12 protein-coding genes are annotated in these 12,478 nt (G+C 60.4%); 8 read left to right on the forward strand and 4 right to left on the reverse strand.

From position 1 onward, the window contains the following. Entirely contained in the window at positions 1 to 588 is a 588-nt protein-coding gene (locus EPK99_RS17815) for a hypothetical protein (RefSeq protein ID WP_128444442.1), read from the forward strand. A gap of 9 nt (positions 589 to 597) precedes the next feature. Here EPK99_RS17815 and EPK99_RS17820 read toward each other — a convergent pair whose 3' ends face one another. Further along, positions 598 to 1,761 carry a DUF1501 domain-containing protein gene (locus tag EPK99_RS17820; protein ID WP_128444443.1) on the reverse strand — a complete coding sequence of 388 codons (1,164 nt, stop codon included), beginning with the start codon at positions 1,759 to 1,761 and terminating at the stop codon, positions 598 to 600. 2 nt (positions 1,762 to 1,763) lie between these two features. Continuing rightward, positions 1,764 to 3,281 carry a DUF1800 domain-containing protein gene (locus EPK99_RS17825; protein WP_128444444.1) on the reverse strand — a complete coding sequence of 506 codons (1,518 nt, stop codon included), beginning with the start codon at positions 3,279 to 3,281 and terminating at the stop codon, positions 1,764 to 1,766. Positions 3,282 to 3,483: 202 nt separating this feature from the next. Here EPK99_RS17825 and uvrB point away from each other — a divergent pair, with 202 nt between their 5' ends. The 7 genes from uvrB to EPK99_RS17860 all read left to right on the forward strand — a co-directional run bounded on the left by uvrB (position 3,484) and on the right by EPK99_RS17860 (position 10,786). After that, positions 3,484 to 6,522 carry an excinuclease ABC subunit UvrB gene (uvrB, locus tag EPK99_RS17830; RefSeq protein ID WP_128444445.1) on the forward strand — a complete coding sequence of 1,013 codons (3,039 nt, stop codon included), beginning with the start codon at positions 3,484 to 3,486 and terminating at the stop codon, positions 6,520 to 6,522. A 488-nt stretch (positions 6,523 to 7,010) separates the two neighbouring features. Then, positions 7,011 to 7,505, forward strand: a complete 495-nt coding sequence (locus EPK99_RS17835; RefSeq protein ID WP_128444446.1) for a hypothetical protein — start codon at positions 7,011 to 7,013, stop codon at positions 7,503 to 7,505. Continuing rightward, positions 7,502 to 7,981 carry a hypothetical protein gene (locus EPK99_RS17840; protein WP_128444447.1) on the forward strand — a complete coding sequence of 160 codons (480 nt, stop codon included), beginning with the start codon at positions 7,502 to 7,504 and terminating at the stop codon, positions 7,979 to 7,981. Before EPK99_RS17835 ends, EPK99_RS17840 begins: the two co-directional genes overlap by 4 nt. Further along, a complete protein-coding gene (locus EPK99_RS17845) occupies positions 7,971 to 8,711 on the forward strand; it encodes a hypothetical protein (protein ID WP_128444448.1) in 741 nt (246 codons plus the stop codon). The genes EPK99_RS17840 and EPK99_RS17845 overlap by 11 nt, the downstream gene beginning before the upstream one ends. 870 nt (positions 8,712 to 9,581) lie before the next feature. Then, on the forward strand, positions 9,582 to 9,836 hold the full coding sequence (locus EPK99_RS17850) for a hypothetical protein (RefSeq protein ID WP_128444449.1): 255 nt from the start codon (positions 9,582 to 9,584) through the stop codon (positions 9,834 to 9,836). 92 nt (positions 9,837 to 9,928) lie between these two features. Further along, on the forward strand, positions 9,929 to 10,399 hold the full coding sequence (locus EPK99_RS17855) for a DUF3828 domain-containing protein (RefSeq protein WP_128445002.1): 471 nt from the start codon (positions 9,929 to 9,931) through the stop codon (positions 10,397 to 10,399). Positions 10,400 to 10,576: 177 nt separating this feature from the next. Further along, complete coding sequence (locus EPK99_RS17860) at positions 10,577 to 10,786, forward strand: hypothetical protein (RefSeq protein WP_128444450.1); 210 nt, start codon at positions 10,577 to 10,579, stop codon at positions 10,784 to 10,786. Between the two features lie 26 nt (positions 10,787 to 10,812). Here EPK99_RS17860 and mazG read toward each other — a convergent pair whose 3' ends face one another. Together mazG and EPK99_RS17870 are read right to left on the reverse strand one after the other, a co-directional pair. Further along, positions 10,813 to 11,670, reverse strand: coding sequence for a nucleoside triphosphate pyrophosphohydrolase (gene mazG, locus EPK99_RS17865; protein WP_128444451.1), 858 nt, complete (start codon positions 11,668 to 11,670; stop codon positions 10,813 to 10,815). 17 nt (positions 11,671 to 11,687) lie between these two features. Beyond that, on the reverse strand, positions 11,688 to 12,266 hold the full coding sequence (locus EPK99_RS17870) for a deaminase (RefSeq protein WP_128444452.1): 579 nt from the start codon (positions 12,264 to 12,266) through the stop codon (positions 11,688 to 11,690). Positions 12,267 to 12,478 lie beyond the last annotated feature (212 nt).

A 12,478-nucleotide genomic window follows, 5' to 3' on the forward strand; every position in this document is an offset into this window, starting at 1 on the left:
ATGGACAAGGTGACGGCTGCCGAAACATTCTCCCAGATCCGCGTGGTGATGGGCATGGTCGTCAGCCTCAGCCTTGCCCGCCTGCTCAACGGTCTCGCAGGCATCGTCCAACATCCGCGAAGCACACGGATCTACCCTACTCATCTCGGGTGGGTCACCTTCATGATCCTGTTCCTCGTGCATTTCTGGTGGTGGGAGTACCGGTTGCACACGCTTCCGGTGATCAGCTTTGCCGGCTACCTTTTCCTGATATTCTTTTGTTCGCTGTTCTTCTTCCTGTGCGCGCTGCTGTTTCCCACCTCCATGCAGGACTATGATGGCTACGAGCACTATTTCATGTCTCGTCGGAAATGGATTTTCGGCCTGCTGGCGGCGCTCCTTGCCACGGATATCATCGATACGGCGCTGAAGGGCCGTGACTATTTCATGTCGCTGGGGTTCGAATATCCCGTCCGCACGGCGATCTATATCCTGCTCAGCCTTACAGCTGCGGTGACGGCCAACAGGCGATATCACGCAGCCTTCGTGATCTTCGCGCTGACGTATCAGCTCTACTGGATTTTCCGCATTTACGACTTCATGGATTGAGGAGGCCCATCACCCCCTCAGATACTGCGAACTCTTGTCGAAGCTCAGGCCCGGAAAGATCTTTGCGGTCAGGTTGTCGGGGCTGACGCCGAACTGCCGGTAGAGTATGGCGGCTGCGATCTCGCGGACATCGCCGGTCGGCATGAGGTCGCGCTGGTCCAGCAACTGGTCCTCTCTGAGGCCGGGCCAGCGTCCCATAACCTTGCCGCCGCCGATCACCCCACCCGCCAAAACCGCGAGACTGCCCGTACCATGATCGGTGCCATCAGTGTCGTTTTCCCCGGCGGTCCGGCCGAATTCGGTCATGGCGAGCACTGCCGTCTTGCGCCAGGCATCCTCGCCCAGCGCCTCTTTCAAGGTGAAGATCGCTGTTGAAAGATCGCCTGCCGCTTTCCTAAACTGCGCCTGCTGGCCAACATGCGTGTCCCAGCCGTTGATCGAGAAGCTGGCGATCCTGTAATCCCCGCGCAACATGCCGCCGGCAAGCCGCGCCATGTCCGCAATTCCGTCGCTGTAGAGCGTGTCGGCGGATTGGTCCGCGGTCCGGGCTTCCTCCAGCGCCTGCGCGAAGGGCGCATCATGGGCATAGAGGCGCTCCAGAAAGGCGATCTCGTCCTCGGCTAGCGCGAAATCGCTTTGGCTCGACCAGGAGGCGACCTTGTTCGGCCCGGTCAGGATCAGGTCCATGGAGGTGTTGATATCGATCGCCGTGCGGGCGCCGGACTGGGGAATGACGCCGAGCGCCCGGTTCAGCCAGCCGGTCTTCATGCTCTTGTCGCTGCCGCCGGTCTCGAGAATATCCTGACCGTCGAAATGGCTGCGCTGGTTTCGGTAGGCCGTGGAGACGGCATGGACGAAGGACAGTTCCTGCGCCTGCCAGAGCGGCATGAGCGCCGCGGCTGCCGGGTTGAGCCCGAAGAATCCGTCGAGATCGAACAGGCCCCCGTCCGGCGTCAGCCCAAGCTTCGGACGCAGGGCCGCATAACCCGGATCGCCATAAGGCTGGACCAGGTCCAACCCATCCATGGCGCCGCGCAGAATGATCGTCACGAAACGGTTGTCGCCCGGCATGGCGGCAAAGGTAACGGGCGTCATGACCGGAGCAGCGGCGGCGCAGCAGGCACCGGCCAGGAAACCGCGGCGGGACAAGAGGACGCGTTCTGATGCGGCCATGACTATCTCCTGTTGAACTCGGGCGAAGCGAGAACCATGGTGATCCCGTGCAGCCTGTTGGGCGCCTGCGAAATAATCTGCCGCGTATCCGGGCCAGCCGCATCGGCAAGGGCCGCCTCCAGGAATTGTGACGGCTCCATCTTCTGGCCGAAACTCTTCGCAACCATTCGCGACCAGCTGATCCTTTCCGTCAGCTGGTCCGGCGACAACCACAGATCGGCCTTGTCGGGAAATCCTGCCGGGCTCGGGGGCTGCCAGATGGGCTGCCCCATGCGCTGCAAGGCTCCAAGCGTCAGGGAGCTCGCCCTGCCGCTCCGGCGCTTGACCTCGTCATCGGTCGGGAGACCCATCGGGCCAGCCGATTGCCCTGTCATCTGGCCCGCCACGTCGCCGGCCATCTTCATGGCCTTGTCGACCGGGCCCTCCTCCACATCGACCGTATCCATGTCGCGCAGCAGGGTTGCGAAATTGCTTTCCGGCAGGCCCAGCGACCGGAAGCCGGAGGCGACGAACTCGAAAGGCTGCTTGATCTTCTGGCCGGGTTCGGCCCAGGCCCGCGGATGCGTGAGCATGGCGCGGTAGACTTCGGTGAGATTGCCCTGGCTGCGGGCCCAGGCTGCCACCATGGGCGCAACCAGGTCTTCCGGCGGGTCGTCAGCAATGAAATGGGCGACGAGCTTGCGGCAGATATGCTCGGCCGTCTTCGGCTTTGCGGCAAGATCCTCCAGCATCAGCACATGGTCCTGCCCCTCGCCCTCGTCGCCATCGTAATCGCGCCCGAGCAGGGTGATGGCGCCGCCTTCCGCGAAACGCGGGCGGTAGACGACCTGAAGCGCGCGGTTATCGACCGACAGGCCGGTCAGGATCAGCGCCGCCGCCCGAACATCGCTTTGCGTGTAGCTGCTGCCGGCGCCCAGCGTGTGAAACTCCAGCAATGCACGGCCGAGGTTCTCGTTCAGCCCTCGGCCCGCCTTTTGGGCCGTCGCCGGGTCCACCCCGGTGTTCTGGTCCTGGTCCAGGTAGATGAGCATGGCCGGATGGAGGATCGAAGCCGTCAGCAGTCGCGAGAAGCTGCCGCCGATATTGGGGCGGATCGCCTCGGCTTCGTAAAGCGGAACGACCATGCGCATGGGCAGCGATTTCAGCGCGCTCGTGGAAAAATGGTCGGTCCAGAAACTTGCCAGCCGCTCGTAGAAGCCGAGCGGAGAATGCACCGCCTGCGCCAGACGGGCCATCGCGTCCTGCCAGTAGATGCGCTGCATCTCACGCTGGGTCTGCTTGCGGATGTCCTCGTTGGGCTTGCCTTCCCTGGCGGCCTTGGCTTCGGCAGTGCGCAGCGAGATGATGCGGGTCGCGGTCTCGCGCCGTCCGGCAATGCCTTCACGCGGGAATCGCGCCCTCCTGGTGGGTCCCTCCGCAACCTGGGCCAGCAGGCCGGCCGCATCGCCCGGCATCGGTTCGCCCGGCCGCAGACCATAGCCGTACCGGATGGCGGCCAGGGTTTCGTTCGCAAGGGCCATGCGACCACTCCTTTGTCTCTCAACCGGAGCAAGTAGGGCGATTCCGAGACATATCCAAATCGTAATCTGCGCCTAACCGGGACAAATCTTCGCGACGTCCCCGGTTTCGGCAAGCGCGGACGATGAAATCCGTTGCCCTTTTGTACCGGTTTTTGACGCCGTGCCTCTTCACATTGCGGTGTGCTGGCTCCATATTCCGCACATGGCCAGATCCCCGAAAACTTCGCCCTCCCCGACCCCAGAGCATGACGGTTTCGAGGAAGCCCCGCAATCCGCCTTCGAAGGCGCGCCGCTTTCTGGAAGTGTCTCCGATTGGGTGAAGCAGCTGGAGGCGGAGGCCGAGGCATCGGGCGTGGAGACCCGGCGCGAGGTCGCCTCCAAGGCCGGCAAGCACCGCAAGAAGATAGAGATCGCCGCCCGCGAGGAGGCCATCAAGGCCGCCGCGAAGCAGGCGCCGAAAACCGCCAAGCATACGACCGCCTCGAAAACCGCCCGCGGCGTTTCCATCGGCGCGTCCACCGATCCGAAAACCCGCGCCGCCGCCGGCCTCAACCCCGTCGCCGGCATGGATGTCAGCCTCGAGGAGGCCGCCAATCTGGCGCCCGGTGCCGTCACGGCCACGGTCGAGGCACTGTCGGCGCTGATCGAGAGCGGCAATCCGCTGTTCAAGGACGGCAAGCTGTGGACGCCGCACCGCCCGCACCGGCCGGAGAAATCCGAAGGCGGCGTGACGATCCGCATGCAGTCCGATTACGAGCCGGCCGGCGACCAGCCGACCGCCATTCGCGACCTCGTCGCCGGCATCAACGAAAACGAACGCAGCCAGGTGCTGCTCGGCGTCACCGGCTCCGGCAAGACCTTCACCATGGCCAAGGTGATCGAGGCAACGCAGCGCCCGGCGGTCATCCTGGCGCCCAACAAGACGCTGGCGGCGCAGCTCTATTCGGAGTTCAAGAACTTCTTCCCCGACAATGCGGTCGAATATTTCGTCTCCTATTACGACTATTACCAGCCGGAAGCCTATGTGCCGCGCTCCGACACGTTCATCGAGAAGGAGTCGTCGATCAACGAACAGATCGACCGGATGCGCCACTCCGCCACCCGCTCGCTGCTGGAGCGCGACGACTGCATCATCGTCGCCTCGGTATCCTGCATCTACGGTATCGGCTCGGTCGAAACCTACACCGCCATGACCTTCCAGATGGCCGTCGGCGACCGGCTGGACCAGCGCCAGCTGCTGGCCGACCTCGTCGCCCAGCAATACAAGCGCCAGGACATTAATTTCGTGCGCGGCTCGTTCCGGGTGCGCGGCGACACGATCGAGATCTTTCCGGCCCACCTTGAAGATGCGGCCTGGCGGATCTCCATGTTCGGCGACGAGATCGACGCGATCACCGAGTTCGACCCGCTGACCGGCCACAAGACCGGCGACCTGAAGAGTGTCAAGATCTACGCCAATTCTCACTATGTGACGCCGCGCCCGACGCTGAACGGCGCCATCAAGTCCATCAAGGAAGAGCTGAAGCATCGCCTCGCCGAGCTGGAAAAGGGCGGCCGCCTGCTGGAAGCGCAGCGGCTGGAACAGCGCACCCGCTACGATATCGAGATGCTGGAGGCGACCGGCTCCTGCGCCGGCATCGAGAACTATTCGCGTTACCTCACCGGACGCAATCCCGGCGAACCGCCGCCGACCCTGTTCGAATACATTCCCGACAACGCCCTGCTGTTCATCGACGAGAGCCATGTCTCCGTCAGCCAGATCGGCGGCATGTACCGGGGCGACTTCCGCCGCAAGGCGACGCTCGCCGAATACGGCTTCCGCCTGCCGTCCTGCATGGACAACCGGCCGCTGCGCTTCGAGGAATGGGACGCCATGCGCCCGCTCACCGTCGCCGTCTCCGCCACGCCCGGCAATTGGGAAATGGAACAGTCCGGCGGCGTTTTCGCCGAACAGGTGATCCGCCCGACCGGCCTCATCGATCCGCCCGTGGAAGTACGGCCTGCCCGCTCCCAGGTGGACGACGTGCTGGGCGAAATCCGCGAGACCGCCGCCAAGGGCTACCGCACGCTCTGCACCGTGCTCACCAAGCGCATGGCGGAAGACCTGACCGAATACCTGCACGAGCAGGGCGTGCGCGTGCGCTACATGCACTCGGACATCGACACGCTGGAGCGCATCGAGATCATCCGCGACCTGCGCCTCGGTGCCTTCGACGTGCTTGTCGGCATCAACCTGCTGCGCGAGGGCCTCGACATTCCCGAATGCGCCTTCGTGGCCATTCTCGATGCCGACAAGGAAGGCTTTTTGCGCTCGGAGACGTCCCTTATTCAGACGATCGGCCGCGCCGCCCGTAACGTCGATGGCAAGGTCATCCTCTATGCCGACAACATTACCGGCTCGATGAAGCGGGCGATGGACGAGACGGCCCGCCGCCGCGAAAAGCAGGTGGCCTACAATACTGAACACGGCATCACGCCTGAGTCGGTCAAGGCCCGGATTTCCGACATTCTCGACTCGGTCTACGAGCGTGATCATGTGCGCGCCGATATTTCCGGCGCTTCCGGCAAGGGTTTTGCCGATGGCGGCCACCTGGTCGGCAACAATCTGCAGAGCCATCTCAACGCGCTCGAAAAGAGCATGCGCGATGCCGCCGCCGATCTCGACTTCGAAAAGGCCGCGCGCCTGCGCGACGAGATCAAGCGTCTCAAGGCCTCCGAACTCGCCACAATGGACGACCCGATCGCCCGCGAGGAATCCAAGGCCCAGGAAGGCGTGCGCCGCAGCGCCGAGGCCACCCGCACGTCGCTGGGCGGTGGCAAAAGTGGCAAGGGCGGCCGCAACGATCCCCCTTCTACCCAAGGGGGAGAAGGTGCCCGAAGGGCGAATGAGGGGGAAGCTTCACCCTCTTCCTCCCTCTTCGCCAAACCCTCGCTGGACGATATGGGACCGGGCACGGACGCCGTGAAACCCCTGTTCCGCCGCAACACGCTGGACGAAATGACCGTCGGCCGCACGGAAAAGCCGGCGCAGGGCTCGCTTCCCGAACGCCCGCCGGAAACGATCAGCACCAAGAAACGTTTCTCGCCGCTGCTCGAAGGCCAGCCGGAACGGCCGGATGGCGGCAAGGACGACCCTCGCCCGCTGGTGCGCGGCAAGGTCGGCGCCGGAAGCTACGAGGATGCCGGTGAGCAGAAGCGCAAGAGCCGGACGAAGGGCAAGACGGGGCGACCGGGGCGGTGAAACAAGTCCTTTGCGTGCCGACTCCGAGATTGCGTCGGCAGACGCACCAGCGCGACTAAGTCCCCTTTTTATGAGGCCAACCGTCGGCTGCTATTGCCATTAAGTGACGTTTTAAACGAATCTCCGGCTGCCCGTGTCAACAAAGCCGCGACACGCGCAAAAAATCAGCATCTCAGACAGTGACTATCGCTGCTTTACAAAGTCGGCCACATCGATTGTGCCTGTATGCATCGATGTGGGTCTTATCGCCACTATTTGTCATACTCAATATTTAACTATCTGAAAAATTAACAGATTTTATTATTCTTGAAGGCAGCATTTTTACACACATAGCTACATACACGCACACTCTGATAGGGGCCCAGTCTAAGCGGCAGCCTGCGCAGCAATTTTTATTTGAGAATGACTTTAAATTTGTGAAAATTCATCATCTCTACTTGACTTTCAAATCTGTTATTTACACATTGAATGCTGTCAAGGAGGGTGAAATGAGCCAAGAGATCACAGCCATGCAGCTGATATCCGACACCTTAGAAAAACTTGGGGAGGACGAGCGTTCCCGCGTCTTAACTTGGGCGATGTCAAGGTTTTGCGCACCGGCCGCAAATGCAGATCCCACGCACAGCGGTACCAAAGATAATCCTCAAAAACCTACAGATGATGCTTTCTCTGAATTTGCAGACTTATATTATGCCGCCTCGCCAAAAGACCACGGCGAGAAGGCGCTTACGGCGTCCTATTGGCTTTCTCTTGAGAATGGTGGGCAATCGTTTCCCTCTCAAGATGTGAACTCACTGCTTAAAAACTTGGGCTTCGCTGTACCTAACATCACCGATGCGTTGAATCAGTGCCTAAGGGAAAAGCCTGCCACGATCATTCAGACGCGAAAGAATGGCACCACCCGCCAAGGAAGGAAGCTCTACAAAATCACCGACGCAGGAGTGAGGCGTGTTCAAAGTATGACAGCGAGAGGCAATCAATGAATCAGATCAAGTTGTCCGTCAGTCTCGGCTCCGCAACCCTCAGCTTCGAGGGAGATCCGAAGGAGTTTAGGGAAGCAGTTTCATTTGCGCTGGAAGCGTTGCAAAACAGACAGGCTGATAGCAAATCAGCAGATGAAGACGTCCGAGGATTTGGCCAAGCAAATTCCAGCAGGGCCTCTGCATTAGAGATGTCAATGAACTCCGTTGTAGCCAAGCTCGGTGGGAACACCTGCACAGAGTTATTAAAATCGGCGGCGGTCTATCTGACCCTCGTGATGGGCAAGGAAAAATTTACTGCAAGAGAGTGGGATGATGCAGCGCGAGAGTCAAAGTCATGGAAAATTAGCTACACGAAGCAAAAAGCTGACCGAAGGCTTCGCCTCGTTAAATCAGGATACGTGATCGAAAATCAAAAGGAAGTTTACTCGCTCTCCTTTGACGAAGTGACGCGAGCAGGAGGGCTAATTGGATCTTGATGCGCCACTCAGGGATGTACTTAGTAAAAAGAGTCTTTCTCAGATAGACAAGGCGATCGTTGTTCTGTCAACGTTCTCGCGTGAAGCTAGCGTGAGCGAGATCAAGACTAGAGGACTAGCATTAGGCGTTAGAGCAATTTGCAAGTGGAACATATCAGCAGTCCTCGGCCGGCATTCTGAACTCGCCATCAGAACGCCTGACGGCTGGCGTCTCTCGACACAAGGGGGACTTCGAGCTGAAGAACTCAATGCATCGCGGAAATCTTTATTGATCGACTCGACGGCTAGAGCTCTACACGCCGAAATTGAAAGGTTATCAGACCCACTTCGCCGCGAGTTTTTGAGTGACGCCCTGAAATGTTTCAATTTGTCGCTGAATAAGCCCGCTGTGGTGTACTCGTGGATCGGAGCGGCATGGATTCTTCAGACTATAGTCATGGAACTGCATTTAGAGGCTTTTAATAGCGCAGCAGGAAAAAGGTACAACCAGAATAGTCAGAGCATTTTCCGAAGAATTAGGACGATCGAGGACTTTTCACGCTTGAAAGAAAGCGACCTTCTCCAAGTACTGGAAGATATTTCGCTGATAGGAAAAAGCTTACATCGCGAACTGAAAGCGCGCTTGGATCTTCGCAACGCCTGTGGACACCCGACTACTATGATTGTTGATGGTCACACTGCTGCAAGCCACATCCACTTCCTCCTCGAGAACGTTTACCGGCGCTTCTAGCGATTGGAAGCTCCTAATCACGCTTGTCTCGACCTGTCACATCGAATGTTCTTTCCACCCTCACCCGGGCTTGCCCAGAGGGCTCACGCGTAGGCCCTGCCCAGCAGGAAGTGGGGCACTCTGACTCTATAGTTTGTTTTACATCCATGGGTCAGCCAAAGGATGACTATCGTTAGGGCGATGGATGATGACTGTTTTCCGCTAGGCGACGTCGAAAATGCAACCCCACCCCTGGGCACGTCGCCTTCCCCGGCCCTCAGCCTCTTCAATCCCTTGCGGCAAATTTCCTCCTCCTTCATCCCCGCCCTTTGCCCTCGCGCCTACAATCTGCGCGTCCCGTTTTCGGATACACCAGGAGGCGTTCTGGCGAGGCGGGACCGGCGCTGTGGGTGGAGGGACGACGTGAACCTCCATCACCGGGGTCCGCGGAAAATGGCTTCCCTCCGGCAGGTCGGGGGAAGCGGAGGCCTCGACCGGCCGGCCGCTTCCACATCCCGATCAGCCGGGCGTGCCTGTGCGGCACACAGGGTGGTGGGACCGCATCGCATGCGGGTCTGCCAAGGCGTCAAAGGCCTTGGGAAGCATGCGGCGCAGGTGGAAGACCCCGGCTTTAGGCAGTCATGGCCTGGCGGGGGTAAGTCTAAGGGCGTGCATGACGCTTCTCCTGACGGACAAAGGCGCGCCACCGTTCCCACACATCCCGTCACAGCAGAGAAGCCGAAGTCGCGGATAAAAACAGCCGAACGGGGCGCCGGAAGGTGTCACTACTACACACTATCAGACGGCAGCTTCCGGCACCCCGTCCGAAACCTCTTCGCCCCTCTCTCTCCCGGGGCGGAAAAACGAAACCGAGATCGCCAAGGGAGTCCCATGTCCGACGACAATCTGATGCCCCTGAACCCCCATCTTGCCTGCCGTGTCGCAGACCATATGGGCTTGCCCTATCGGGTCTGCCGCCGGCGCTTCTGCCGCCGCCGCGGCTTCTGCAGCCGGGTGCTGGTGAAGGACGGCATCCCCGCCTGCTGCCTCAATCTCGACGACAAGGAGCTGGCGCTGTTCCTCGTTCGCTATGAAGACTTCCTGAAGAAGGGGATCTCGCCCGCCTCCGCCGGCTCTCCTGCTTGAGTCAGTCGAGGAGATCCCTTATGCCCGAGGTGACCCAGAGCTTCATTGACGCTCTGCACCGCCTGGAAACCGCCTCACCCATCGAAAGCCCCATGCGCGCCCTCACCACTCTCCTCGCCCTCGCTCTCCTCATCCTCTCCACCCTCCCGAGCTTCGCGGCAGAGACCTTCAAAACCCCGCAGGCGCTCATCAAGGCGCTCTATGCCTATGACATCGAGGAGACGGCGGCGGATGCGCCTTCCCCCTACCAGCCCTTCTTTTCGCGCGGGCTGAACCGGCTGTTCCAAAAGGACCGCGATTCGACAGGAGATGGCGAAGTGGGCGCGGTGGATTTCGATCCGGTGATTTCCGGTCAGGACGGCGAAGCGAAGGGCGTCACCATGTCGCCGCCGATCCTGCTGGACGACACGGCCGAGCTGGAAGTGAGTTTCCGCAACGGTTCGGAAAAGGTGACGCTCTATTACACGCTCAAGCGCGAGGGCGGCGGCTGGAAGGTGGACGATATCGCCAACCAGCAGGGCGAATATCCCTGGAGCCTGCGCGACCTGCTCGGCGGCCAATAGCCGCGGCCCGCACTTGGCTCCATCCTGGCTCTCTTTGCCCAACAACTTCCTCGTCCGCCGTTCGATACAGCTGATGCGTGTCTTTGGCGGGCCGCGCTAACGGTCCGTCAACCGGTTCATGGCATAGGTCGTCGTACAGAGATTTTATGATAGTGCATGGACGGGAGACAGGCTGCAATGGCGATGGTCGGATTCAAGAACACCAATAATCAGATCGTCTACATCAATCCGGCCCAGGTTCTGTACGTCACGACATTCGAGCCGGACGTTTCCATGGTTGCCTTTGCCGTGGCCGGTCAGGGCGGCGGGCCGGTGCATCTTTATGTGCGCGGCAATGCGGAACTCGTGCAGTCCAAGCTTTCGGTCGGGATGACCGCCAAAGCCTGACGTGCCAGCGCCATTATCCGAAACGGTCAGGGATGGGCGAGATCCGGATCCGTGCCGACCTGCCGCTCGATCGCCTTTGCGGCCTGCCACAGCTCTTCCATCCGCGCCAGCGTCGCATCCTCCAGCGTCTCGCCCTCGCTCTCAAGTTCGGTCTCGATGTGTTTGAACCGACGTCGGAATTTCGTATTTGTTCCGCGCAATGCCTGTTCCGGATCGGCCTTGACATGACGGCCGATATTGACGACCGCAAACAGCAGGTCGCCCAGCTCGTCGGCCACTTTTTCCGGATGCCCGGAGGCCAGCGCTTCGCGCAGTTCGCGCACCTCCTCCTCGATCTTGTCGAGGATCGGTTCAGGCTCCGACCAATCGAAGCCTACCTTGGCGGCGCGCTCCTGAAGCTTCAGCGCTTCCATCAGCGCCGGCTGGGCGCGATGAACGGAGCCGAGGAAACCGGCATCGGCATCCGGCGGGACGCCGCGCCCGGCACGCCGCTCCGCCCGCTCCCGCTTCTCCTGCGCCTTGATCTCGTCCCACTGCGCCTTGACCAGGCCCGGCGTATCGGCATCCGATTTCGCAAACACATGCGGATGGCGGCGGATCATCTTTCGGGTGATCGCCTGCACCACATCGCCAAAATCAAACTCGCCCGTCTCCTGCGCCATGCGGGCATGGAACACGACCTGCAGAAGCAGGTCGCCCAGTTCCTCGCAGAGATCGGCCATGTCGTTGCGCTCGATCGCGTCGGCCACCTCATAGGCTTCCTCGATCGTGTATGGCTTGATGGACGCAAAATCCTGCTCCAGGTCCCAGGGGCAGCCGGTGACGGGGGTTCGCAGAGCCGCCATGATCTCGATCAGGCGGGAAATGTCGGTGGAAGCTTGCATGGATTCGTCCCCGCTCCTCAGTTCAGCGGTATGCTGTTCACGTCCTTGCCGGACTGGTAGCTGGCCGAGAGCCGCTGGTAGGTATCCTTGATGCGTACCGTCTGCGCTTTCAGCGTCTCCCGCAGCGGCTCCTCCTCCGTCTCCACCAGGTCGGCAATAAAGTAGGAGGTCCAGAAGGCGTTGGCGCGACGGTAGCCGCCGGGCTCCAGGCCGAACACCTCCTTCAGGATCTTCAGGTCGTGCGGGATGGCGAAGGCGTCGCGCGATTCCTCGTGGCTGAAGAAGGAGTAGAAATTGTCGAAACCGGCCCAGGTGATGGCGGACATGCACATGGTGCATGGTTCGTGAGTCGAAAGGAAAATCAGATCCTTGGTGGAAAGTCCTGATGTATTTTTATAGAAACGCTTCAGCGTGTGAATCTCGCCGTGCCAGAGCGGATTTTCAAGTTCGTTATTGGTCTCGGCCACGACCAGCGACAGATCCGATTTCCTCAGAATGGCGGCCCCAAAGACCTTGTTGCCAGCCGCGACACCCTTCTGCGTCAACGGCAGAATGTCGTGCTCGATCACGTCGAGAAGGCGGGCGGCTATGGTCATGATCGGTTCTCTACGGGCTTTCCGTGCAGTTTAGGCTTTCAGCAGAAACGCTCCAGAGGAAAAGCGCCAGCTATCGGGAAAAACTGGGGAAAGCATGGGCGTGGCGGGATATGCTCCCGAACGGGGAAAAGCGGGAACAGAAATACCGCGATGCTGGAGGATTTGCATATCCATTTCTTCACGACGCTGGCATAATCGATCATGTTCGCGCT

Source organism: Neorhizobium lilium (assembly GCF_004053875.1).
GTDB lineage: Bacteria > Pseudomonadota > Alphaproteobacteria > Rhizobiales > Rhizobiaceae > Neorhizobium > Neorhizobium lilii.

What these genes read in the sequence shown, in the direction of transcription:
- mazG (WP_128444451.1), bottom strand. Translation starts at nt 11,670, where the DNA reads ATGCAAGCTTCCACCGACATTTCCCGCCTGATCGAGATCATGGCGGCT.
- EPK99_RS17815 (WP_128444442.1), top strand. Translation starts at nt 1, where the DNA reads ATGGACAAGGTGACGGCTGCCGAAACATTCTCCCAGATCCGCGTGGTG.
- EPK99_RS17860 (WP_128444450.1), top strand. Translation starts at nt 10,577, where the DNA reads ATGGCGATGGTCGGATTCAAGAACACCAATAATCAGATCGTCTACATC.
- EPK99_RS17855 (WP_128445002.1), top strand. Translation starts at nt 9,929, where the DNA reads ATGCGCGCCCTCACCACTCTCCTCGCCCTCGCTCTCCTCATCCTCTCC.
- EPK99_RS17825 (WP_128444444.1), bottom strand. Translation starts at nt 3,281, where the DNA reads ATGGCCCTTGCGAACGAAACCCTGGCCGCCATCCGGTACGGCTATGGT.
- EPK99_RS17840 (WP_128444447.1), top strand. Translation starts at nt 7,502, where the DNA reads ATGAATCAGATCAAGTTGTCCGTCAGTCTCGGCTCCGCAACCCTCAGC.
- EPK99_RS17850 (WP_128444449.1), top strand. Translation starts at nt 9,582, where the DNA reads ATGTCCGACGACAATCTGATGCCCCTGAACCCCCATCTTGCCTGCCGT.
- EPK99_RS17820 (WP_128444443.1), bottom strand. Translation starts at nt 1,761, where the DNA reads ATGGCCGCATCAGAACGCGTCCTCTTGTCCCGCCGCGGTTTCCTGGCC.
- EPK99_RS17835 (WP_128444446.1), top strand. Translation starts at nt 7,011, where the DNA reads ATGAGCCAAGAGATCACAGCCATGCAGCTGATATCCGACACCTTAGAA.
- EPK99_RS17870 (WP_128444452.1), bottom strand. Translation starts at nt 12,266, where the DNA reads ATGACCATAGCCGCCCGCCTTCTCGACGTGATCGAGCACGACATTCTG.
- uvrB (WP_128444445.1), top strand. Translation starts at nt 3,484, where the DNA reads ATGGCCAGATCCCCGAAAACTTCGCCCTCCCCGACCCCAGAGCATGAC.